This window comes from Austwickia sp. TVS 96-490-7B, from assembly GCF_019331795.1.
Taxonomy (GTDB): Bacteria; Actinomycetota; Actinomycetes; order Actinomycetales; family Dermatophilaceae; genus Austwickia.
Map to the genome: position 1 here is coordinate 402343 of NZ_JAHPZL010000001.1, position 21754 is coordinate 424096.

Below are 21754 nucleotides of genomic sequence, written 5' to 3' on the forward strand. Positions count from 1 at the left end.
ACGTTCTCTGGAACGCCCAGCTTGCAGTAATCATGGCTAAACGCCCTGATCGCTTGCCGTAAGGCAGGCTTCCAGTGGCCGCCGCCACGGTAGGCGAGAGCCCCGCCCGGAGCACTCCAACTGCCCCGGGTGGGGCCCAGCCCCTTCATTCTCCACCACGTCGAAAGGCAAACGAATGAACACCTACAGGGTCGAGGTCGAACTGGACCGAAGATTCCCCGATGACGACGAGATAGACACCATCATGGACCGCCTGCACGAGTTCGACGGAACCATCGGCAGTAACCCGGGCGCCGGCCCCGTCATGAGCATGTTTGTTCCGGCGGAGTCGGCACGACAGGCGGTCGTCATGGGCGAGTCGATCGCGCGAGAGTTCGGCGAGGCAGTCAGTATCGAAGCGTTGCGGGCTGACCTCTGGGAGAAGCGGGAGGGGTGGGAGCCCATCCCTGAGCTGATGTCAGTGACAGAGGTTGCCGAAGACCTCGGCGTCTCACGTCAGAGGGTGCAGGTCATGATTGACACAGGTAAGGTGCCAGCGAAAAAAGTTGGCAAGACCTGGGTTGTTGCCAAGTCATCCCTTGGCGCACTGCGGGAAGCGCGTGGTACTCGGTGAAGCTATCTCGGCGCCATCGAGGAGAAAGCAGCGAAGGGCTCCAGGGTCATACTTGGGGCCCTTCACTGCTGCCGGGGGAACTAGGTCGCGCACGAGCGCCACGGGCTCGCCCCTGGGGTTCAGCATGGGTGGATGGCCGCGGCTTCCGCCTCCTGACCGAGGACGAGGGATACTGGGACGTCGTCGCAGCCCACCAGCTCTGAGAGACAACGAAGCGCCGCTCCTCACTGTGAGGGGCGGCGCTTCGGCATTCCAGGCGTTCCAGCTATTACTTGTTTTCATGAATACTTTTTGAAATAAGGGCGTTATTCACAAGCGATTATATCTTGCGCGACATGTGCGCCGGAGGTGCTCGTGACATGCAGGTTTGCAGATCTTCACTCAAGGGGTGAATCGCTCGTGAATAACGCCCTAAGTTCATGTCAGGTTTTTTACTTGGTTCGCGGGAATGCGTGTTTCATGTGACGTTCGTCGACTGTGTCATCTACGTGCAAACTCTGCCATTGCTTCTTGCCGAACTTCGTCGATGTCATCGATACATCTGCTGAACCCCCTGAGGACGTCCTTCTCTAGGTCAGTCATGGACTCACTGTCATGCTCCTGCATAGCCAGCAACTCAGCGTGTCGCTGCCTAATCTCCTGCTCAGGCACCAGGTAGCCGTCACCGTTCACGTAGGCAAAAACGCCAGCGTATCCTTGTGATGGCATAAGGATCGCAGGCTTGCCCCAATATAGATCGATGAGGGCATCCACATTTTTGAGCTTCTTATATGGCGCCATCATGGCTCCTTTCAACATCCCGGGACTTTCCCGGGTTGTTTCCAGTTTGCAGCTCCTTTCTGGGCGATGTCAAGCAACACCCAGTTTTTACCAGTGGGCACTCTGGTGGAAACAGAAAGCAGCCCCTCGCCCTGATATCACGTCAAGGCGAGGGGCTGCTTTCATGTGACGAGGCGGCCGGTGCCGATATTGCGCCACCCGGTAGTGGTGCGCACCCAGGTCTGGTGTGGGATCGCCTCGACCTCGATCCTGCCGATGCGGGCGGTGGCGATCACTGGGGGACGCTGACGTCGAGGTGGGCGATGCGGGCGGTGGTGGTGGACACGGGGACGGACGCGCTGATGCGGCCGATCCGTGCGGTGCTTATGCTCCCGCCGTGGTGATGATCCCCCACTGCAGGCCGGACCGGTCACCGAGGTTCTGGTTCTCGGTCGGGATGGTGCGGGAGATCGTGGCATCCGAGGCCACCAACCCGCAAAGGCCCGGCTCGGCCCGTAGCAAGACTGCATCCCGCGACAAGCATCTTCACCAGGTGCCAACGACACCGCCTCATCCAGCAGCACCTTCGCGGGATCGTGCCTGGCAGCTGGCTTACCCACGGACGCCTCACTCAGATACCGGTCGATGCCCGGGGCCCTCACCGTACGCGTCAACAACACCCCGCCCGCATGAGCCACCACAGGCACCGCCGCGGCATCGACTCCGATAGGCCGGTGAACAGTACGTGTGTGCGCCACTATCGGTTGAAAATCGCGCACAGGGATCAGCCATCAACGTCAACGGTCAAGTTGAAGGTGGGACCACGACGCACATACCAATGCGGTGAATGCACCTGGCACTGCGAGTGCAAGAGCGAGTTGTGTGCTGGTCACGGCGGTCCCGCCGGACATGGCCCACAGCGCCGGCGCAGCCAGCGGCATCCAGCCTCCGGCTCCCGCGAGGGCGCCGACTTGGGCGATCACCACGAGTGCGACCGTGCATCCAACCGCGGCGAGCAGTGATCGGCTGAACGTCGCGACCCATGCGATCGGTACGGCGATTCCCGCGGAGAGCAAAGCCAGGACGAGTACCCGCCCAAGCGCGCCCCAGGTTTGACTGCTCGGCGGACCATAGGCGAGCGTGAGTCCGAGGACCAATACGCCTGCTGTGAGCGCGACACTGACAACGGTGGCCCATAGCGCGTAGACGGTGAGCTTGGCGAGGGCGATCCGGGTGCGGCTGACGGGCAGTGCGAACAGTCCCGTGACGGTGCCCTCCGTAAACTCGCGGCCGAACATCCAGGCCAGTACGATTCCGAAGCCGAGGATGCTGGCGACCGCGGTGATTTGGGCGGCTCCTGCGAGTAGGCCGTCCCAGTTCAAAGCTCCCGCAGGCCCAGCCTTCGAAATCAGTTCCGGGTTCCCACCCGCTACGCCCGCGGTGATGCCGCCGAGCAGGGCAAGCATGCCGGCGACCACAGCCAGGGTGGCGATCACTCCGACCAGAGAGTGTGTCAGTTTCAGCGCCTCGACGCGCATAGCCGCTCTCATCAGAGCACCTCGGAGGTTTGATTGTGCTCGTCGTCTTCTCGGATGCGCTCGAAGAAGACACGTTCGAGGTCGTGTCCAGTCGTGTCGAGCGACCCGATCAGTCGGCCCGTGTTCATCAGCAGCACGCGATCCGCGATCCGCGCCACCTCATCGAGATGGTGGCTGCTGACCAGGATTGACGCGCCCTCCCGTGCGCGCCTGATCAGTTCTTCGCGGAGCAGGATCACCGACGCAGGGTCAAGCGCGTTACTTGGCTCGTCCAGAACAATCAGCCGAGGATCGTGCTGCACCGCGGCCGCAAGGCCGACGCGTTGCCGGTTGCCTAGCGAAAGGTGACGAAACCTACGATCAGCGACCGGGGTGAGCCGCCACGTCTCGATGGCACTGTGCACGCACTTGGGGTTTGCATCATGCAGGAGCGCGGCAAGGTGCAGGTTCTTCTTGACGGTCAGTTCGGGATAGGCCAAGGGCACCTCGATCAACGCGCCCACTTGCGCCCACCGCGCGGCGGGTAGCTCACTCATCGGGTACCCGAGCACGCGCACCGTACCGGCCTGCGGACGGAGCATCCCGAGCGCGAGACGCATCAGAGTTGTCTTGCCGGCACCGTTCAATCCGATAAGGGCGACCACTTCACCCGGCTCGACGGCGAACGTCAGGTCGGTCACGCCGGCGCCGCCGTGAAACACGCGGGTGACATTCTCGAAGGTGAGCATGTCACTCACCGCCTAGCACATCTAGGGCGGAACTGAGGGCGGCGTCCAGCGGGTCCTGCTCCGACTGCGCCCAATCCAGCAGAGCCGTGCTCAGTCCTGCGAGTACCGCGGTTACCGCGACCCTCGCCTGCGCCTCGGGCACGCCACGATCGACCAAGGCGACCGTCAACGCAGCAGCAGTGTCGTTGCTGTTGCGTTCGATAGCACCCCGCAAAGCCGGAGTCTGCGCCACGATCCGCAGCAGGTCGCGCAGCTCCCGGGCGCTCTCCGCATCGACATGCACCCACGCTTGCCGGATGCCTTGCACTAACGCGTGCATCGGGGGCTCGGGTGCTGGACGTGCTCGCACCGCCTCCGCCATCAGCGGATCGAACGGGTCAGCAAGTAACAGTGCATCCTTCGTCGGGAAGTGTCGAAATAGCGTCATTTCGCTCACTCCGGCACGCTCCGCGACGTGAGCGGTTGTTGTCGCCTCATACCCGCGCTCAGTGAACAAAGCGAATGCCGCTCGCTTGAGCGCCTGGTGCGTCTGGTCCCATCGACCCATGCCTCAAATGTTAGTAACTAACTATTTGGATGCAAGCCCGCGTCGAAGGGCCGCTCGGCACATCATCCGGTGGGAGTCCGCCCACGAGCAGGTCGGTGTCGGCGATGTGATTCAGTCGCCAGGACGGCCATCGTCTGACTGCCGGCAGCGAGCACGCTCCGACGCGCCGGAAGCAGTGTGCCGAACTCGCACTGCTCGGCCATGATCATCCACTCCAGCAACGTCGCAATGCTCAATGTTTTTCCACTCCGAAGTCACTGACGAGGTGCGGAATCGTCTGCAGCCATTAAAAGGGGAGCAGTCTGCGATTCGCTGAGACAGATGCTCATCAAGACGGTCATCACCAATGGCGCGAGCCCGTCCCGCGGGGTGTTCTACTTGCAAATCCAGGAATGAGTCGAGAAAGCCAAGTGTGGATACGACGTTTAAACGCTGCGTCAGCATAGACGTCAGCCGCTGGGCGAAGAGGGAAAGAGAAGGGGGTGATATCCCCGCAGCTCGTATGCCGAAGGTCAGCTCTGTCAAGGCAGCCAAGCCACAGTGCTAGCATCACGGCATGTCTACGCGCGCATGGAAATTGGCTGGAGGGGTGGCCTTGATCGCGCTGAGCGTGGGCCTTTTTGTTGCGGGATTCGTTCGACAGCGCAGCATCACCGGAGTGGTGGCGGCAGCGTTCTCGTGGGGGGCTTTTTTGGTGTGGAGTAGCAGCCGACCTGTTGATCGCAACGAGGATTAGCCAAAACGCCAGTCCCGGTCACACGGTTGGTGGCTCCTGCCGCACTGTCACGCCAAGAGCCAAGAGCCAAGAGCCAAGCATCTGACGGTGTGACAGGCACCTCACCAGACGCACACGGGGTAGGGGGCGCGGCTGGAGTCGGTGCCAGGAAGTAAGGACACACTCACTCTTGACATATGCGCGATTGCGCATGCATTGTGGAGGGGTGATGGTCGAGAGGCAGCAGCCACGGAGTCATTGGGTCGCCACTGGGGACCTGTTCAAGTGTCTCTCAGCGCCGTTGAGGATCGGCATCATCGAGCTGTTGGTGACGAAGCCACACACTGTCACCGCGCTCGTCGACGCCTTGGGAGTCCCGCAACCCTTGGTGTCACAGCACCTGCGCGTCCTGCGCCAGCACTGCCTGGTGGAGGCCGAACGCAACGGGCGAGAGATGCATTACCGCCTGATGGACGAGCACATCGCCCACATCGTGCGTGATGCCGTCGCCCATACCGCTGAGCACAACCACCCCGCTGTTCCTGATCACCGAGAGATCACTGGAGAGGATCAACCATGAGCCACACGCTCGCCGAGCCCCACACCGACCACACCCACGGCGCTGACTGCGGTCACCAGGCCATCGTCCACGAGGACCACGTCGACTACCTGCACGACGGTCACGCTCACAAGATCCACGGGGACCACGTCGACGAGTGTGACACCTGCCAGTGCGGCAACTGCTCAGACCTGTGCGCCACCTGCGACTGCACCGACTGCAAGTGCCCCACCTGCAACCACAACACCTGCCAGTGCGGCAACTGCTCCGACTCGTGCGCTAACTGCGAGTGCACCGAGTGCAGCTGCCCCACCTGCAAGCACGCCGCCTGACAGCGAGCGCTGTCGCGCGTCTCATAGTGAGACACCTCTGGAGAGGACCTGCCAGACATGGCGGGTCCTCTCTATATCGCACCGGTCAGGGGCGTCGACGTACCCCTGCTTGTAGCTGTTGCAGCAGCTCCTCCGGGTCGTCCACTACCGCGACGGCGTCACCCCACTCTGCTGGTTCGCCGTAACCCCAGCTCACCGCGATGGTGGGGAGGTCATGCGCGGCGGCACCGGTGATGTCATGATGCCGGTCGCCGACCATCACGGCAGCGGAGATGTCCACCTCGGCTTGGATCAGCGCGGACAGTGCCGCGCCCACTACGGCGTCCTTCGATCCGGTGGTCTCGTCTTGGGGTGATCCACACACCGCGACGAAGCAGTCGCTGACACCGTACGACGCGATCACTTCCTGAGCCATCCATTCGACCTTTGATGTGGCCACAGCCAGTGGCATGCCTTCACGGTGTAAATCCCGGATGACGTCTAGCATTCCGTCGTACGGCGGCGTCGACGCTAACCGCGACCGCAATAACGAGCGGTACTGCGTGACCACCTCGGGGATCTCCGGTTCTGGCACCCCCACCAAGTCACGCAAGGTCACCCCAAGGGGAGGGCCCACCACCTGCCGGGTCTGGTTGGCTGCTAGTCCTGGCCAGCCCCGGGAGGTGAGGACTTCGTCGAGTGTCGACGTAATCACTGCCCCTGAATCACTGATGGTGCCATCCAGATCGAACAAGACCGCAGTGACCGGCACGGGGGTGTGAGACAGCACAGGCATCCTCTTTCGCAGGCATGTATCAGGAATGACCATGATGCCCCCGACAAGACATGGTGCAGCCCCCGCCCAGATGGGACGAGGGCTGCACCGCCTGGATCAGAACGTCTTCTTCTCCGGGTCGTCTTTTTCCGATTTCTGGCTCATCACCTGGGTCGGCTTGGTTTCCGGGTCGCTGCTCTGAATGGTCGGCAGGACCTCGGTGCCAGCGACCGGCGTCTGCTCCTCCACCGCAGGGGTGGTGTAGCTCACCGGGCTGCTGTACGGCGTGTAGGAGCTGCTGTGCTCGCTCAGCGTGCTGAACGTGGTGGTCTCCGCCGTCGCTGCTGACTCGGCCGCCGGAGCTGCCGGGGTGCTGTACGGCGTGTAGGAGCTGCTGTGCTCGCTCAGTGCGCTGAACGTGGTGGTCTGCGCAGGCGCTGGGGCTGCGGCGGGTTCCTCGGTCACCGCAGGTGCCTCCGGCTCGGTGACTGCTGCCACCGGCGCGGGGGTTTCCACGGCAGGAGAAGCTGCCACGGGAGCCACCGTGGATTCCCGACCGGTGGTCGGAGGGACGTACGGGTCAGCCAACGGGCGTGCCCACGGGTCATCCGCCGGAGCGGCTTTCTTGGAGACGTACCAGGCGATGCCGCCAGCGACCGTTGCTAGGCACACAGCGGTCATCAGGCCGCGGCCGCGGCGACGCTTCTTCGGGGCGGCCGGAGTTCCGGACGTCACTGCGGCGACAACGTCCTGTGCGCGGTGAGCCACCTGCGAGCCGTGACATTTTTTCTTGGCTTTTTTGGTCATTTTTGCGACATCAGCTTTGGCGACCGCGTCAGACACGGCGTCCACCACATGGCTGGTGGCTTCGCTGACCTTGGGGAGCACATCGGACTCCAGTCGAGCCTTTGCCTCCTCCAACTTGGGGGCGACAGCCGCAACGGCCGACGCCTTCCCGGCAGCGACCTTCTTCTTCTTGCACTTGAACACGGCACTCCTCGCTCTCTGGCCGGTACGTCACGGCCTCGCCGGGCACGTCATGGGTGACGTGTCCACATCCTGTAACACGCCCCACCATGCCGCTCAGTGCCCATCCTGCCGTGAGACATGCGCAGGCCGCCAACGAGGGCACAGATGGAATTATCTTTTCATGCCGGAGGTTTCGTGCATGCCGGACTCGACCAGGGGTGCGCGACCGCGGATGTCGCACCATGACGGTCACGACAGACATGGGAGGATGACGGACATGAACGTCACGTTGCACACCAACCACGGCGACATCGACGTCGTCCTCTTCCCCGACCACGCGCCGAAGACGGTCGACAACTTCGTCGGACTGGCCAAGGGCACCAAGGAATACAAGGACGACGCGGGCCGGACCAACCCGACCCCGTACTTCGACGGATTGACCTTCCACCGGATCATTCCTGGCTTCATGATCCAGGGCGGATGTCCTCTCGGCGAGGGATTCGGTGGCCCCGGATACACCTTCGATGACGAGATCAGCCCGGACAAGACCTTCGGTTCGGCGTACGTGCTGGCCATGGCGAACGCTGGCAAGCGCGGTGGGCGCGGCACCAACGGAAGCCAGTTCTTCATCACTGTCGCTCCGACCGCCTGGTTGCAGGGCAAGCACACGATCTTCGGTGAGGTCGCCGACGACGCCAGCCGCAAGGTCGTCGACGCTATCGCTGCTGTCCGCACCGGTGGCGGCGACAAGCCCGTCGAGCCCGTCGTGATCGAAAGGGTCACTGTCTCGGAGTGACGTGCACATCCGTCGACATGACCTGTCGACGGGTCCATCCACGACGAGCGCCTCAGCTGTGAGGCCTCGCCGTGACCGGTCGACGACGCCTCCCGGGCTCCGGGGGGCGTCGTCCGTCCACGGGCCAACCGCCACGACGGAGCTCGCCCAGGGCTTAGCTCGGTTGGGCGTTCAGGACGAGGAGGAACCAGGAAAACCATGGATTACGGTGCCCCACGACCAGTAGACGGTCCTCGTTGTCCCCGCCACCCCGACACTGTCACCTATGTGACCTGCCAACGGTGTGGCAGACCCACGTGCCCTTCCTGCCAGCGCCCAGCGTCCGTGGGGGTGCACTGCACGGACTGTGTTGCCGCAGCACATCGCAACCGGCCCCCCGCCGTACGTCGCGCTTTGCGGGCTCACGACCAACCCTGGGTGACCTACGGGATGATCGCCCTGATCAGCGTGATCTATCTGGGACAGTTGGCATCAGACGAGGTCACCGCCACGTTGGCATTGGTGCCGCTGTTGTCGTGGCATGAACCGTGGCGCTTGGTGACGAATGCCTTAGTCCACGACCCGAACTTCCCGCTGCACATCATCGGAAACGTCCTGCTTCTGGTGTTGCTTGGTCGGGCTGTTGAACCCGCTTTAGGCAAACTCCGCTACGCCATGATGTGTCTGATCAGCGCATTGGGTGGCACGGTCGGCGTGTTGTGGACGACAAGCCCGCCGGAAGGAGTGAGATTCACTGATACCGGCTGGATCTCCACTTATCTCGGCATTTCCACAGTCGGCTACGGGATCATGTGTGCCTTGTTGATCCTGGAAATCAGGCGTCGCGGGGAAGTGCGCAGCATCGCCGTGCTCATCATGATCAACGTCGCTTTTTCATTGACAGTGTCGAACATCTCCTGGCAGGGGCATCTCGGCGGGGGGATGGCCGGCCTGCTCGCCACCTGGGTGTTCACTAGGCCATCCACGTCGCGGCAACCTGGAGGGTCAGGTACGACGATTTTTCGGCGGATCATCTCGGACACCACCGGCACTGTGGTCGCCCAGGGCTTGTCCGAATTGGGGTGGACCCTGGTGTGGACGATCTTGATGGTCGGTCTGCTCGGGGCGGCTGTGGTCGGACGCTACGCCTTGGTCGCGCCGCTGTGGGGTGGGTTCGGGGTGTAACTAGAGGTGCCGACCTTGCTGGTGTACGTCGGTACTCGCCGTCATAGGGGGCAGCCCACCAAGAGATATCCACAGGCTTTTCCACAGGTGGGGATGAAAACTACACCGTTGTGATCTGCAGAGATGTCCACACATGGGGACATATCCACATCGTTCTCCACACATCTTGTGAAAACAGGGATCCGGTCACAGTGCGGGCTGTCGTGGAGACACGACTGCCCGTCGCATCTCCCGTGCAGATGCCTCAAAGATCAGGAAAGAACCACCTGAAATAGATGACGTGTCAACGCCAATTCGTTGTCATCAAGAATCCGGCCATCACCAGACCAGAGCCCGCGCCGAGGTTCCAGTTGCCCCAGGAACGCACCGGGTATTGCCCTTGGCTGAGGTAATACACCACGATCCACAACAGGCCAGCAAGCATGAGGGTCAGCATGACCGGCGCATACCAGGATGGGCTGGCTTCCTTTTTCTTGCTCTTCGGCCCGACCGTCCGCCGCACGCTGGTCGGTGCCGGACGTGGCGTCTTCTTGGCCGGTCGAGACTCGGTCACTGCTCACTCCTGTTCAGGGGGACGGTCGAGGACTCCTGTCGGAGTGCCCAACCCGAGGGGACATCAGGACATGCTCACCAACGATGAGTCAAGATGTCCAGCCTATAGCTCAGAATTATGGCCGAGGCTGAGCTCCTTCGGTGAACACCGTACGGTGGACCCGTGGCAGGCAGACATAGAACTGACACCGGATCGATTCCCTACGCCGAGACCGTGTATGACTCTGGAGAGTTCAACGATATCGGTCAGGGATCTGAACTTCCGACTCGACGACAACGGCGGAAGCAACGAAACGCCAGGCCAAGGCGCTCAGCAGCGAGCCGTTTCTTTGGTGTGTTCGGTGAACTTTTGGTGACCCTCGGGGTCGTCGTCCTGTTGTTCGTCTCCTGGCAGGTGTGGTGGGTCACCCAAGAAGCGACCCATGCTTCTCAGGAAGTCGTCAACGAACTCGGTCGCCAGTTTTCCCATGCCCCCCGCTCGACCGCCCCTGCCACGCCAGGCGCAGCCAAAGGAAGCTCGTTACAGAGCAAAACCATCCCCGCTGGCACCCCGTTCGGTCTGGTCACTGTGCCTCGGTTTGGCAATGGCCCCCAGCCCATCCTGCAAGGCACCGCCATCGCCCAGCTCGACCAAGGCGTCGGACATGAGCCGAAATCGGTGATGCCCGGGCAGATTGGGAATTTCGCCACCGCCGGTCACCGCGACACCTACAGCCACCCCTACAACAAGATCGACGCTTTCCAACCCAACGATGCGATCGTGGTGGAAGTCGCTGACGGGTGGGCCATTTATCGTTACGCCAAGCATCGCATCGTCGACCCCAAGCAGGTCGAGGTCTACGCGCCGGTGCCTGACCAGCCCGGCAAGAAACCGACCGAGGCGTGGATGACCCTGATCGCCTGCGAACCGCACTGGACGGCGCAGCGACGCTGGGTGGTCCACGCCAAACTGGAATTGTGGGTCCCCCGAACCTCTGCGGCACCCACCGTAGAAACTAACCCGCAGGTCCAGGCCGCCCTGCGCGCTCCGTAAGGAAGTGAGACATCCGTGTACGCCGCTCTGTGGCGCTGCCTGCCCGGTCCGTTGATCGTGCGGCTGCTGATCTGCCTCGTCCTCTTTGCCGGGTTCGTCGCAGCCTGCTTCACCTGGCTTTTCCCGTGGGTCGCCGAACATCTCCCGGTGAACGACCCCAGCGTGGGAGCATTCGCCATCGACCCCACCTTCCTGCCATGACTCGCATCCTCGTCGTCGATAACTACGACAGCTTCGTCTACACGATCGTCGGATACCTGACCCAGCTGGGGGCCGAATGCGTCGTCCACCGCAATGACACCATCACCGTTGACACCGCGGCCGACTATGACGGCGTGCTGATCTCCCCTGGCCCCGGAACTCCCGAAGCCGCCGGAGTCAGCATCGACATGATCCGCTGGTGCGCCGACCATGGCACCCCCATGTTGGGAGTCTGCCTCGGCCATCAAGCGCTGGCGGTCGCATTCGGTGGTGTGGTCTCTCGGGCGCCAGAACTCCTCCACGGCAAAACCTCACCGGTGCATCACAACCATGCCGGGGTATTTTCTGACCTCCCGTCGCCGTTCATCGCCACCCGCTACCACTCGCTGGCTGTCGTCGAGGAGCATCTCCCCACTGAGTTGCAGGTCCACGCCCGCACACCCTCCGGGGTCATCATGGGCATCGCTCACCGTGAATTGCCCTTGTACGGCGTCCAGTTCCATCCAGAAAGCGTCCTGACCGAAGGGGGACATGCCTTGCTGGCTACCTGGCTCAGCAGGTGTGGTCTAGCCGAGGCCCGCCACCGCGCTGAGAGCCTCAGCCCCCTGGTCGGCGGCTCAGCACAGGGAATGACGCGGTCATTGCAAGGGTGACCATCGACGTCTGACCTGGGGTATCCCGCCGCAGGTCAAGGCGACCCGGTTGGCGACAGATGATCGCTAACTCAGGGCAGAACCGGTGGCAGGGGGGTGATCGTCGCGGTCGGTGACGGCGGTGGAGTTGGCGAGGGCACCGTCGGGACAGCAGGCGGTTGTGGGGTGGCAATCACCGTGCGGGTGACCGTGGTGGTGGGGATCGGACGAGGTTGCTCCCGGACCACCGTGACTTTCACCTCGGTGTTCCACGGCACACTCACCCCGATGTAGTCGTTCGCGATGACCGTGCCAGGTGAACCCCCAGAATCTGAATACGTCACTGCCATCCGCAGCGCATACTTCGTGATCACTGACCGCGCGTCACTCTCAGACTTGCCCCGCAGATCAGGCACCGTCACTTTGCCGGTGCTGACCTGCAATTTGACCGTCGACCCTTCCTTCACGGTGGTGCCTGCTTTGGGATCGGTCGAGACCACATTGTTCTGATAGATCTCAAAACTGTCGACATACTCGATCGCATAGACCAGCTTCCGATCACGCAGCATCGACTCGGCGTCGTTGATCGAATAGTTCGTCAAGTCAGGTAGTTCCACATTTCCAGGACCGGAAGAGACCTCCAACTTCACTCTGCTATTGGGGTCTGCTTCCTCACCCGGTTCCGGGCTTTGCCGCACCACCACACCCTGCGGGGCTGTGTTGGGGACCATTCGTACATCAGTAGCCAAACCGATCTGACTCAACGCGTCCTTGGCTTCACTCAGCGTCTTCTGGCGGACATCAGGGACCGTCACACCGTTACCGCCGCCGATCGACCCCTGAGCCCACACCCCCACCACGAGCAGGAGCAGAGCCATCACCGCAGCGAGCGAAGTCATCACTATGCGTCGACGTGACCACGTCGACGCACCAGTCACCGCCGGAAGCGTACTGGTGTCGCTTTTACCTTCGGGCCCATCGCCATCCGTTCCCGCACCGTCAGGTTGCGGAAGCTCCGCCGTACCCGGATCAGCACCCGGATCACCCAGCTGACCGGCCGCTGGGATCGTCGCCAGCGCTCGAGCGCTAGGTCGACGGCCCGCGGCGATAGCCTCCAAATCCGCAGCGAACTCACCGGCACTGCGATAACGCTCGTCAGGTTTTTTTGCCAACGCGTGCAACAGGACTGCGTCCAGTTCGTGGCTCAGAGACTCCTGATGTGTTGACGGTGGCTCCGGCGCCTGCCCGACCTGCTGATAGGCGATCGCCAACGGACTATCACCCATAAACGGCGGACGGCCCGTCAACAACTCATACAGCACACAACCAGAGGCGTAAACGTCGGCACGAGCGTCCGTGGCCCGCCCCTGAGCCTGCTCCGGGGAAAGATACTGAGCGGTCCCGACCACGACGGAGGTATTCGTCAACGTCGACGCAGAGTCGGCGATAGCTCGGGCAATCCCAAAGTCGGTCAGCTTGACCTGACCGTCGTCGGTGACCATCACATTCGCCGGTTTGATGTCCCGGTGAATCAACCCGTTGGCGTGACTAAACGCCAACGCCCGCAAGGTCGCCGCCATGATCCGACACGCTTCGTCCGGCTCCAACGGTTCACCGTGGTCATACAAGACCTCACGCAACGTCCGCCCGTGCACATACTCCATCACGATGAATGGGACAGCCAGATCCGCGCCGCCCAACTCCACCGTCCGGTCCTCACCGGAGTCATACACCGCCACGATCGACGGATGGTTCAACGCTGCCGCGGACTGCGCTTCCCGACGGAAACGCTGCAAAAACGTCGCATCCCGAGCCAACTCGGAACGCAACACCTTGATAGCGACCTCCCGGCCCAACCGGGTATCCCACCCGGCATGCACCTCAGCCATGCCGCCCCGACCGATCAACTCACCGATCTGGTAGCGACCGACCAAGACACGGGGGGTCGTCGTCGCCGGTTCGCTCCCTTCGGACATGGTGAGATACCTCAGTTTCTCGGATCAGTGGAGGACAACGGACGAGGAGCCAGGGGATCAGAGATGATCGTCAAACCCGGGGACCCGGATGTTCCCGAAACCACCCGGAGTCTTCGACGGTGATGTCGGAAGAATAGGGGTTGGATCCGCCGGGGTCGGAGTCGGCGCCGGACCATTGGAAACCTTGATCGTGATCAACTGACTCAACGGCACACTGCCGTACGGCGAGATCTCCACGACAGTGCCCTTCGGCTGCGCCGAATCGACGTTCTCAAAACTGACACTGGTGAAACCACGGGCCTGCAAGGCCTGCTGCACCTGCTGCGCGTCTTTTTTGAGATAAATGTCCGGGTTGATCTGACCCACCGACGGCGCTGCCGACGAGGGCGGCGGCGCTGCACTAGAAGACTTGCTCGATGATTCCGAGGTCGTTGACGACGACGAACCAGAACTGGCTGACATCGTCGGACCAGCTGACGACGCTGACGGCTTCGACTTCTCCTTCGAGTCAAAAATGCCACTCATCAACAACACCGCGACCAACGCCACCACACCCAACACACCGAACCCGGTGATCAACCAGGGTGAGGTGCCGCGTCGTTCCTCTTGCTCCTCGATCGCCACCGGCTCCCGGCGTGGGGTCCGGCTCACTGGCGCCGCCCGCCGCACCGGCTCCTGCGCATAGCCAGTCGGAGCCGTCAACTGCTGCGTCCCGACCGCGCGTTCCGGCAACACCTTCGTCGTGTCGAAGCTCGCCGGAACCGCTGCCGCTGCCGCAGCAGGGCCGCCCTTCATCGCTGCCGCAACGGCTTTCGCGCTCGCCGGGCGCTGTTCTGGATCCTTCGCCATGCAGCTGGCGACGACCGCTGCCATGGCCGCAGGCACCGTCGGCGGCAGCGGTGGCGGCGGCTTATGCACATGCGCCATCGCAGTAGCTACCGCCGAACCCTCCTCGAAGGGCCGTTCACCGGTCAGCAACTCAAAAGCCACACACCCCAACGAATAGATGTCCGAACTCCCAGACAGTGTCTTGCCCATCGCCTGCTCCGGGGAGATGTACTGGGCAGTGCCCATCACCTCGCCCGTGCGGGTCATCGGCGCGGCATCCTTCGCCCGGGCGATCCCGAAGTCAGTCAGCTTCACCATGCCGTCCGGGCGCACCAGGATGTTTGCTGGCTTCACGTCACGGTGAATGACACCCGCCTCATGCGCGGCCTGCAAGGCGTCTGCGCACTGGCCGATGATCATCGCCGTACGACGAGGAGACTGAGCCCCCTCTTCCCGGATGATCGACGAGAGCGGCTCACCTTCAACGCACTCCATCACCAGCCAGGACGCCCCATCGTCCTGCCCATAGTCATACACCGCTGCAATGTTGGGATGCCCCAACAACGCTGTGTGCCGAGCCTCCTCACGGAACCGCTCAGCGAAACCTGCCTGCTCAGCCAAACCCGGTGAGAGCAATTTGATCGCGACGGTCCGCCCGAGGACCTGGTCAGTCGCACGCCAGACCTCACCCATACCCCCCACGGCGATACGAGAGTCCAGGGTGTAACGCTTGCCGTAGACGTTGCCGGGCTCCATGCTCATCGGTTGATCACTGCCTTCATCACTTCTTGCGCCAACGGGGCGGCGTTGAATGCGGGTCCGGGGCCCGGTGAGGGCAGGCCGCCATCCTCCACGAGGACGGCCACGGCGACCTTGGGGTCGTCGGCCGGGGCGAACGAGATGAACCATGCATGCGGGGCCAGCTCCTGCCCTGCAGCGTTGCTGCCGTGCTCAGCGGTACCAGATTTACCGGCCACCTGGACGCCGGGAATGCGCGCAGCATGCCCCGTACCCTGGGGGGACTCAGTGACCTGGACCATCATGCGGGTGAGAGCGGCAGCGACATCCTCGCTCACTGCCTGAGAGAACTTCTGCGGACGGGTCGTGTCAATGATGTCCAGACCCGAACCCCGAGTCTGCTTCACCAAGAATGGTTTCATCACCGCGCCTTTGTTGGCGACCCCGGCGGCAACCATCGCCATCTGCAACGGGGACACGCGCACGTCCTGCTGCCCAATCGCCGTGAACGCGATCTGAGGCGGAGTTTGCATCGGTCCGGCGCTTGCCGGAGTGACCCGCATGGGGATCGACAACGGCTTGCCGAAGCCAAACTTTGCTGCCTGGTCAGTGATGACTTGGGCTCCCATGTCCATGCCCACTTGGCCGAAAGCCGTGTTGCAGGACATGGCTAAAGCCTGGGTCAAGGTCACCTGTCCGGAGCCACACGGACCGTTCCAGTCGTTCGGCAGCGTCACAGAGGTCCCCGGCATTTTCAAGCGCTCCACACCGGTCAAGGTGCTGTTCTCGGTGCGACCATTGTTGAGCGCTGCAGCCGACGTGATCACCTTAAATGTCGACCCTGCGGGATAAAGTTTGCCGGTGATAGCGCGGTTAATGAGCGGTTCGTTGGGGTCAGTTCTGACTTGTTGCCACGCCTTGGAGGACGCGGTGGCGTCCAGACTAGAAATGGCGTTGGGGTCGTACTGCGGGTGACTGACCATCGCGAGGATGGCCCCGGTCTTCGGGTCGAGCGCGACGATCGCGCCTTTGCGGTTACCGAGAGCCTTGTCTGCGGCCTGCTGGGTCTTGGCATCCAAGGTGAGTTCCAAGTTGACCCCAGTGGGGCGTTTACCGGTCATCATGTCGCCGAGCCGGCGATAGAACAAGGAATCACTTTGCCCGGACAGGAGCTCGTCGTCAGTTTCTTCCAATCCGCTGGAGCCGTGGTTCATCGAGAACCAGCCAGTCAGATGGCTGTAGAGCAAACCTTGCGGGTAGGAGCGCATGTATTTGATGGGACCGTTCGTTTTCTCTGAACGAGCCACCGTGGTCTGGTCGACCAGGATCGAACCACGCTCCTGCTCATACGACGAATACAGCGTTCGGCTGTTGTTGGGGGCATCCCGCAGCGACTTCGCATCCGCGAATTGCACCCAGGAGCCAAAGACCAGCAGGATCGCGAACATCGCGGACACCAAAATGGAGAGCCGACGGATCGGGGCGTTCATCGTGTATTCACCACGCTAGTCGGGGCTGCAGCAGCAGCTTCCAGTTCAGCCGGGTCGGGGAGGGGGCGACGCGCATGGTCGCTGATGCGTAACAAAATCGCCACGATTGTCCAGTTGGCGAGCAGTGAAGACCCGCCCGCCGACATAAATGGGGTGGTCAGACCGGTCAACGGCACCACACGCAGCAGACCTCCGATGATCGTGAATACCTGAAGGGCAAGGAGGAAGGACAAGCCGACGGCCAAGAGTTTGCCGAAACCGTCCCGAGTTCCCAAGGCGGTGCGCAAGCCGCGCTCGACGAAGAGTGCGTAGAGCAACAAGATCGTGAAGGCACCGACCAGCCCTAGCTCCTCGCCGAGGCTGGCGAAAATGAAGTCGCTATCCGCTAGCGGGGTGATATCTGGGCGGCCTTGGCCTAGGCCGGTGCCCAACATCCCGCCGGATCCCAACCCCATCAGGCCCTGCCTGAGCTGGTAGCTCTGGTCGAGGTATTGAGGAGCCCACGGATCCAGCCAGATGTGTACCCGGCGTTGCAGGTGCGGGAAGATGAAGTACGCCGCGACTGCCGCCGAGCTGAACAGCCCTAATCCGATCGCGATCCAACTGGTCCGTTCCGTCGCGACATACAACATGGCAACGAACATCCCAAAGGACAACAACGACTGTCCCAGGTCACTTTCGAAAGCCAAGATCGCCACCGCTACGCCCCAGGCGAGCAGGATCGGCCCAAGATCGCGAGCCCGCGGGAAACGGATCCCCAGGAACTCTGGACCTGCCAAGGACAACGCGTCTCTAGCTTGGATCAGATAGCCAGCGAAGAAGATCGCCAGCAAGGTCTTGGCGATCTCACCGGGCTGGAAGGTAAACGGACCCAACTCGATCCAAATGCGGGCGCCGCCTCGTTCACTGCCGATCACCGGGAGGAGCGGCACCAGCAAGAAGACCAACCCGGCAGCCATGGTGGTGTAGGTGTATCGGCGCAGGATGCGATGGTCCCGTAGCAGGAAGAGCACGACAGCTGCGGTCACGATGGACAGTCCCGCCCACATGACTTGCCGGGGTGCGGTCGGGGTGGTGCTGCCCCTGGCGATGTCTAAGCGGTGGATCATCACGATGCCCATGCCGTTTAACAAAGTGGCGATCGGCAACATGAACGGGTCGGCGTAGGCCGCCCGCCAACGCACCACCAGATGCAGTGACACCGCAAATACCAACATCCACAAGCCCTGCGTGACCAGGTCCACCGGGACCTCGCCCTTCGTGGCCAGGCCAACGTTGAGGTATGCCAGCAGGATCACGGCGATGGCAAACAGCAACAGCAGCAGCTCGACGTTCCGGCGGGTGCGGGGTTGGAACGTGCTGACCGTGCTCACGATGCGCCCGTCCGGCAGGAAATGTCGGTCCCACCCGAACGGCATCGTTCGGCGACCAACTGCAACTCCTGCACTCTGGCCTTCGCGACAGCGAGATCACCGGTGCGGATCTCCCCATCCAACCGGGTCCGCCACATCTCGGGCAGATCACTGACCATGATGTCGGTGCGCTGCTCCACTCCACTCAACGAAAATGGACCCAACACCTGCGGCACACCGCGATAGATGGCGACCTTGCCATCCTGCTGGCCGACGTAGAACTGAGTCTGCGTCCACCGCCACCCGCCGTACGACGCGCCGCTCAGGACAGCCAGCAACAACACGAAGAGCAGCAACGGCCGCAGCCACGGACGACGTCGCCGACCAGAGAGGTCACTGTCGTCATCGTCGTATTCGTCGCCGCCCACGGCAGCACGCGCCAGTGCTGCAGCTTTCTCCGCCGGGGAACGACCCGTGCCACCGGGCGTCTGCCGATCTGCGGCAGCGCCCACGATCACCGGTTTCAATGACACATCACGCGATGAATCGACGATGTCCCCGATGACGCAGGTCACATTGTCTGGTGCGCCGCTTTTCATAGCTAAGTCGACCAGACGTTGGGTCGTTTCCCGAGGGGTCAAACCCATGCTGATCACTTCGGCAATGGTGTCGAAGGCCACGTAATCGGAAAGACCATCCGAACAGATCAGATACCGATCACCGATGCGCGGCTCGCGCATCGACAAGTCCGGCTCATCATCAGGGGAACCCGTCAACACCCGGGTCACTAACGACCGTTGCGGATGGTTTTCGGCTTCGGCCTGGGTGATCCGGCCGCTATCGACCAGTGTCTGGACGAACGAATGATCCTTCGTGATCTGCGCGAACGTCTCTCCGCGCAGCATGTAGGCCCGACTGTCACCGATATGGACGACTGCTAAGGCATGCGACCCGGCTTTCATCAACGCTGTCAGGGTCGTGCCCATCCCGCCCAACTCGGGATCGATCTCCATCTCTTTGGCGAGCGAAGCATTGGCCTCCGCGATGGCCGCAGACAGGATGTCTAATGCCGTGTCAGAACCGTGGCTGTCGCCATCCAATGGCGCCAATCGTGCCAACACCAGTGAGGACGCGACATTGCCACCGGCATGCCCGCCCATGCCGTCAGCGACGGCCAAGAGGTGAGGACCGGCATACCCGGAGTCCTCATTACGTGACCGGACAAGCCCGACATCGGTCCGGGCCGCAAAATCCACCGCGAACGTCATGGGCTACCGTCGCAACTCCAGTACCGTCGTCCCGATCCGAAGCTGCGAGGAATCCCTCACAGGCACCGGATCAACGAGACGCTCACCGGCAATGAACGTGCCATTGGTCGAACCGAGATCCTCCACGAACCACTGCCCACCCTCCTCATAGACACGGGCATGGCGCCCCGACGCGAAATCGTCGTCGAGGACCAGGGTGCATTCCGGGTTGCGTCCCAGCAGCACTCCTGACGCCCGTAAAGGAACACTCGTCCCACGCAACGGACCCTCCACCACCACGAGGCTCCGCAACCCGTGGCTGGCTCGACGCTCCACACCTGAAGGGACATTCGAGGTCGGGCGCACAGTGGCACGTCCGCTCGGTCCCCTTCTGACGATGCGGGTGCCATAGAGGTCACCACGGATCACCCCGACGATGCTGAAGACGAACAGCCACAGCAGAACCAGCAACCCCAGGCGTACGGCCGTGAGGGTCAGTTCACCCACTCGTTCACCGCCTTGCTTCTCTCACGATCAAGCTGAGCCGTCCCAAAGTGATGCGGTCGCCATCCTCGACATACTGGCTGCTGATCCGGTCGCCGTTGACGAAAGTGCCATTGGTCGATCCCAAGTCACGCACGCTGATAGAAAACCGACGGCCATCGTTGGTGACCCGGATCTCTGCATGGCGACGACTAATCCCCGCATCCTCCAAGGTGATGTCCGCCCCCGGGTCTCGACCCATCACCGTAATCGCACCCAGCAGAGGGTAATGGCCATGCTTGGACTCCAGCCACGGACGCGCATCGGCAGCAGGTCGCGGCGGATCAGGACGCACAGCCCCCGCAGCAGCGGCAGGTTCACGCCAGCTCTGGTCGCCATACTCCTCGCCGTATCGTCCGCCCCGACGAGCCTCAGAACCCCGATCGTGGTAAGCGGCGCCCGCGTCATACTGGCCGGCGGCGTCGTACGGGTTGGCTCCGTACTCCCACTGCTCCCGAGGCGGCTCAGCGGGGCGTCGCGGCTCTTCATAGGCTGCTGGGCCGTACGACGGTGCGTCATACCGTTGGTCACCGTACGGGTCGCTACCGCCAGGGCCGCGGCCCCCATACTCGCCATACAGCCCGGGGGCGCTTTCCCGGCCAGCCGCTGCCGTGCCCGCTAAAGATCCCGCAGCTGCACTCGCGGCGTGGCTGGCCAGCCCTGCCTGACCTGAGGCGGCCGCCTCCGCCTCGTTCACGCGGAACGGGTGGGCCCGACGTAGCTCTTCGGAGTGCTCACGGCGGCGGCGATCGGCTTCGTGATCGGCTACGCCGGGCTCGTCACCACCAGGAAGTTGCTTGGATGTGGCCGGTCGGACCCGGAAGACCCCAGTTTCCAGGTCTTCCCGGGCTCGGAACTCCACATGGAACGGGCCGCCGGGGACATAACCTTGCTGGTCGGCATGTTCGGCGACACTGGCAACCAGTTCGTCCGAGAGCATGTCGGCGTAACTGGTCAAGCGTTCGTGGTCGGTCGGCGACAGATCGATCACAAAGAGATTGGGTACGACGGTGCGTCCCTTGCTGATCACAGCGGCACGGTCGTCCATCGCTCGGCGCATGGCCGACGCGATCTCGACGGGCTGGACCTCGGCGCGGAACGCCCGCGCGAATGCGCCATTGACGGCGCTCTCGAGCTTTCGCTCAACACGGTCGAACAGGCCCACGGACTCCCTCCTCGGTTCTCACGGTCACACACACGTCACGGTCAGCGTATCTGCTCACCCTGGGCATCGGTTGGACCAGTGCCCAAGAGCGGTGCTTACACGGCCCTCTCATCTCACCTGTCACTCACATTTCCTCATGGGGATTCGGGTCGAATCCCCCCTGACGACGGTCAGATCGGCCCAATGGTGCAATCAGGGCGACCTGAGGGTAGTGAGCTGACATCCACAAGGATCATGCTCTGCCATCATCTCGACCTGCGGGAACGCCGGATGTAGCTCGATCTGTGTGACTCCCAGGGATGACCCCGGTGGCCTCGATCACCTCTCGCAGATGTCCGCAGCGTAGTTGGAGACACTGACACCGCGCATCAACCGGCATGATCTCCTCCCGTTCTTCGTTGACGACGTGCTGTTTCCCCACATCATGAATAGCTGTCGATGCGCCTCGGCCCGCCTGATCCTGATAGACCGGAGAACGTTGCCGTTGGCACTGCACGTCAGAGCTCTGAAGGAACTACCTGCG

The 21754-nt window shown here is 62.5% G+C and carries 24 protein-coding genes; 9 read left to right on the forward strand and 15 right to left on the reverse strand.

Annotation, left to right across the window (positions count from 1 at the left end):
- The first annotated feature begins 175 nt into the window (after nt 1-175).
- Nucleotides 176-613: a helix-turn-helix domain-containing protein gene (locus KEM60_RS01815; protein ID WP_219105773.1), complete on the forward strand. Its 438-nt coding sequence runs from the start codon at nt 176-178 to the stop codon at nt 611-613.
- Nucleotides 614-1093: 480 nt separating this feature from the next.
- Here KEM60_RS01815 and KEM60_RS01820 read toward each other — a convergent pair whose 3' ends face one another.
- The 5 genes from KEM60_RS01820 to KEM60_RS01840 form a co-directional block, all read right to left on the reverse strand.
- Nucleotides 1094-1396 carry a hypothetical protein gene (locus KEM60_RS01820; protein WP_219105774.1) on the reverse strand — a complete coding sequence of 101 codons (303 nt, stop codon included), beginning with the start codon at nt 1394-1396 and terminating at the stop codon, nt 1094-1096.
- 360 nt (nt 1397-1756) lie between these two features.
- The gene (locus tag KEM60_RS01825) at nt 1757-1912 is read right to left on the reverse strand and encodes a hypothetical protein (protein ID WP_219105775.1); all 156 of its coding nucleotides are present in this window, start codon (nt 1910-1912) and stop codon (nt 1757-1759) included.
- 257 nt (nt 1913-2169) lie between these two features.
- On the reverse strand, nt 2170-2922 hold the full coding sequence (locus KEM60_RS01830; protein ID WP_219105776.1) for an ABC transporter permease: 753 nt from the start codon (nt 2920-2922) through the stop codon (nt 2170-2172).
- Nucleotides 2922-3638 carry an ABC transporter ATP-binding protein gene (locus KEM60_RS01835; protein ID WP_255574127.1) on the reverse strand — a complete coding sequence of 239 codons (717 nt, stop codon included), beginning with the start codon at nt 3636-3638 and terminating at the stop codon, nt 2922-2924. Before KEM60_RS01835 ends, KEM60_RS01830 begins: the two co-directional genes overlap by 1 nt.
- Nucleotide 3639: 1 nt before the next feature.
- Nucleotides 3640-4185, reverse strand: a complete 546-nt coding sequence (locus KEM60_RS01840; RefSeq protein WP_219105778.1) for a TetR/AcrR family transcriptional regulator — start codon at nt 4183-4185, stop codon at nt 3640-3642.
- A gap of 556 nt (nt 4186-4741) precedes the next feature.
- Between KEM60_RS01840 and KEM60_RS01845 the strand changes: the two genes are divergently transcribed.
- The 3 genes from KEM60_RS01845 to KEM60_RS16365 all read left to right on the forward strand — a co-directional run bounded on the left by KEM60_RS01845 (nt 4742) and on the right by KEM60_RS16365 (nt 5791).
- Nucleotides 4742-4921, forward strand: coding sequence for a hypothetical protein (locus tag KEM60_RS01845; protein WP_219105779.1), 180 nt, complete (start codon nt 4742-4744; stop codon nt 4919-4921).
- 208 nt (nt 4922-5129) lie between these two features.
- Entirely contained in the window at nt 5130-5480 is a 351-nt protein-coding gene (locus tag KEM60_RS01850) for a metalloregulator ArsR/SmtB family transcription factor (RefSeq protein ID WP_219105780.1), read from the forward strand.
- The gene (locus tag KEM60_RS16365) at nt 5477-5791 is read left to right on the forward strand and encodes a hypothetical protein (RefSeq protein WP_255574128.1); all 315 of its coding nucleotides are present in this window, start codon (nt 5477-5479) and stop codon (nt 5789-5791) included. Before KEM60_RS01850 ends, KEM60_RS16365 begins: the two co-directional genes overlap by 4 nt.
- A gap of 85 nt (nt 5792-5876) precedes the next feature.
- Here the strand turns inward: KEM60_RS16365 and KEM60_RS01860 are convergent, their stop codons facing one another.
- Complete coding sequence (locus KEM60_RS01860) at nt 5877-6560, reverse strand: HAD hydrolase-like protein (RefSeq protein WP_219105781.1); 684 nt, start codon at nt 6558-6560, stop codon at nt 5877-5879.
- Nucleotides 6561-6662: 102 nt separating this feature from the next.
- Nucleotides 6663-7535, reverse strand: a complete 873-nt coding sequence (locus KEM60_RS01865) for a hypothetical protein (protein WP_219105782.1) — start codon at nt 7533-7535, stop codon at nt 6663-6665.
- Nucleotides 7536-7791: 256 nt separating this feature from the next.
- On the opposite strand from KEM60_RS01865, the gene KEM60_RS01870 reads away from it, so the two are divergent.
- A complete protein-coding gene (locus tag KEM60_RS01870; RefSeq protein ID WP_219105783.1) occupies nt 7792-8310 on the forward strand; it encodes a peptidylprolyl isomerase in 519 nt (172 codons plus the stop codon).
- 330 nt (nt 8311-8640) lie between these two features.
- Nucleotides 8641-9474, forward strand: coding sequence for a rhomboid family intramembrane serine protease (locus KEM60_RS01875; protein ID WP_219105784.1), 834 nt, complete (start codon nt 8641-8643; stop codon nt 9472-9474).
- A 283-nt stretch (nt 9475-9757) separates the two neighbouring features.
- On the opposite strand, the gene KEM60_RS01880 is transcribed toward KEM60_RS01875, so the two are convergent.
- Nucleotides 9758-10027 (reverse strand): cell division protein CrgA, encoded by a 270-nt coding sequence (locus KEM60_RS01880; RefSeq protein ID WP_219105785.1) that lies wholly within the window; start codon nt 10025-10027, stop codon nt 9758-9760.
- A 162-nt stretch (nt 10028-10189) separates the two neighbouring features.
- On the opposite strand from KEM60_RS01880, the gene KEM60_RS01885 reads away from it, so the two are divergent.
- The 3 genes from KEM60_RS01885 to KEM60_RS01895 are packed head-to-tail and all read left to right on the forward strand — an operon-like array spanning nt 10190 to nt 11913.
- Nucleotides 10190-11059 (forward strand): class E sortase, encoded by an 870-nt coding sequence (locus KEM60_RS01885; RefSeq protein ID WP_219105786.1) that lies wholly within the window; start codon nt 10190-10192, stop codon nt 11057-11059.
- 15 nt (nt 11060-11074) lie between these two features.
- Nucleotides 11075-11260 carry a hypothetical protein gene (locus KEM60_RS01890; protein WP_219105787.1) on the forward strand — a complete coding sequence of 62 codons (186 nt, stop codon included), beginning with the start codon at nt 11075-11077 and terminating at the stop codon, nt 11258-11260.
- A complete protein-coding gene (locus tag KEM60_RS01895; RefSeq protein WP_219105788.1) occupies nt 11257-11913 on the forward strand; it encodes an aminodeoxychorismate/anthranilate synthase component II in 657 nt (218 codons plus the stop codon). Before KEM60_RS01890 ends, KEM60_RS01895 begins: the two co-directional genes overlap by 4 nt.
- Before the next feature lie 71 nt (nt 11914-11984).
- On the opposite strand, the gene pknB is transcribed toward KEM60_RS01895, so the two are convergent.
- From pknB to KEM60_RS16370, 7 genes are read right to left on the reverse strand one after another with little or no spacing between them, the layout of a single operon-like run.
- The gene (gene pknB / locus KEM60_RS01900; RefSeq protein WP_219105789.1) at nt 11985-13868 is read right to left on the reverse strand and encodes a Stk1 family PASTA domain-containing Ser/Thr kinase; all 1884 of its coding nucleotides are present in this window, start codon (nt 13866-13868) and stop codon (nt 11985-11987) included.
- Nucleotides 13869-13925: 57 nt separating this feature from the next.
- Complete coding sequence (locus KEM60_RS01905) at nt 13926-15458, reverse strand: serine/threonine-protein kinase (protein ID WP_219105790.1); 1533 nt, start codon at nt 15456-15458, stop codon at nt 13926-13928.
- Nucleotides 15455-16924 (reverse strand): penicillin-binding protein 2, encoded by a 1470-nt coding sequence (locus KEM60_RS01910; protein WP_219105791.1) that lies wholly within the window; start codon nt 16922-16924, stop codon nt 15455-15457. Before KEM60_RS01910 ends, KEM60_RS01905 begins: the two co-directional genes overlap by 4 nt.
- Nucleotides 16921-18297: an FtsW/RodA/SpoVE family cell cycle protein gene (locus KEM60_RS01915; RefSeq protein WP_219105792.1), complete on the reverse strand. Its 1377-nt coding sequence runs from the start codon at nt 18295-18297 to the stop codon at nt 16921-16923. The genes KEM60_RS01910 and KEM60_RS01915 overlap by 4 nt, the downstream gene beginning before the upstream one ends.
- Nucleotides 18294-19544 carry a PP2C family serine/threonine-protein phosphatase gene (locus KEM60_RS01920; protein ID WP_219105793.1) on the reverse strand — a complete coding sequence of 417 codons (1251 nt, stop codon included), beginning with the start codon at nt 19542-19544 and terminating at the stop codon, nt 18294-18296. Before KEM60_RS01920 ends, KEM60_RS01915 begins: the two co-directional genes overlap by 4 nt.
- A 3-nt stretch (nt 19545-19547) precedes the next feature.
- On the reverse strand, nt 19548-20030 hold the full coding sequence (locus KEM60_RS01925; protein WP_219105794.1) for an FHA domain-containing protein: 483 nt from the start codon (nt 20028-20030) through the stop codon (nt 19548-19550).
- Nucleotides 20031-20034: 4 nt separating this feature from the next.
- Nucleotides 20035-21231, reverse strand: coding sequence for a DUF3662 and FHA domain-containing protein (locus KEM60_RS16370; RefSeq protein WP_255574130.1), 1197 nt, complete (start codon nt 21229-21231; stop codon nt 20035-20037).
- Between the last annotated feature and the right edge of the window lie 523 nt (nt 21232-21754).

What these genes read in the sequence shown, in the direction of transcription:
- KEM60_RS01815 (WP_219105773.1), top strand. Translation starts at nt 176, where the DNA reads ATGAACACCTACAGGGTCGAGGTCGAACTGGACCGAAGATTCCCCGAT.
- KEM60_RS01820 (WP_219105774.1), bottom strand. Translation starts at nt 1,396, where the DNA reads ATGATGGCGCCATATAAGAAGCTCAAAAATGTGGATGCCCTCATCGAT.
- KEM60_RS01830 (WP_219105776.1), bottom strand. Translation starts at nt 2,922, where the DNA reads ATGAGAGCGGCTATGCGCGTCGAGGCGCTGAAACTGACACACTCTCTG.
- KEM60_RS01835 (WP_255574127.1), bottom strand. Translation starts at nt 3,638, where the DNA reads ATGCTCACCTTCGAGAATGTCACCCGCGTGTTTCACGGCGGCGCCGGC.
- KEM60_RS01840 (WP_219105778.1), bottom strand. Translation starts at nt 4,185, where the DNA reads ATGGGTCGATGGGACCAGACGCACCAGGCGCTCAAGCGAGCGGCATTC.
- KEM60_RS01845 (WP_219105779.1), top strand. Translation starts at nt 4,742, where the DNA reads ATGTCTACGCGCGCATGGAAATTGGCTGGAGGGGTGGCCTTGATCGCG.
- KEM60_RS01850 (WP_219105780.1), top strand. Translation starts at nt 5,130, where the DNA reads ATGGTCGAGAGGCAGCAGCCACGGAGTCATTGGGTCGCCACTGGGGAC.
- KEM60_RS16365 (WP_255574128.1), top strand. Translation starts at nt 5,477, where the DNA reads ATGAGCCACACGCTCGCCGAGCCCCACACCGACCACACCCACGGCGCT.
- KEM60_RS01870 (WP_219105783.1), top strand. Translation starts at nt 7,792, where the DNA reads ATGAACGTCACGTTGCACACCAACCACGGCGACATCGACGTCGTCCTC.
- KEM60_RS01895 (WP_219105788.1), top strand. Translation starts at nt 11,257, where the DNA reads ATGACTCGCATCCTCGTCGTCGATAACTACGACAGCTTCGTCTACACG.
- pknB (WP_219105789.1), bottom strand. Translation starts at nt 13,868, where the DNA reads ATGTCCGAAGGGAGCGAACCGGCGACGACGACCCCCCGTGTCTTGGTC.
- KEM60_RS01905 (WP_219105790.1), bottom strand. Translation starts at nt 15,458, where the DNA reads ATGAGCATGGAGCCCGGCAACGTCTACGGCAAGCGTTACACCCTGGAC.
- KEM60_RS01910 (WP_219105791.1), bottom strand. Translation starts at nt 16,924, where the DNA reads ATGAACGCCCCGATCCGTCGGCTCTCCATTTTGGTGTCCGCGATGTTC.
- KEM60_RS01920 (WP_219105793.1), bottom strand. Translation starts at nt 19,544, where the DNA reads ATGACGTTCGCGGTGGATTTTGCGGCCCGGACCGATGTCGGGCTTGTC.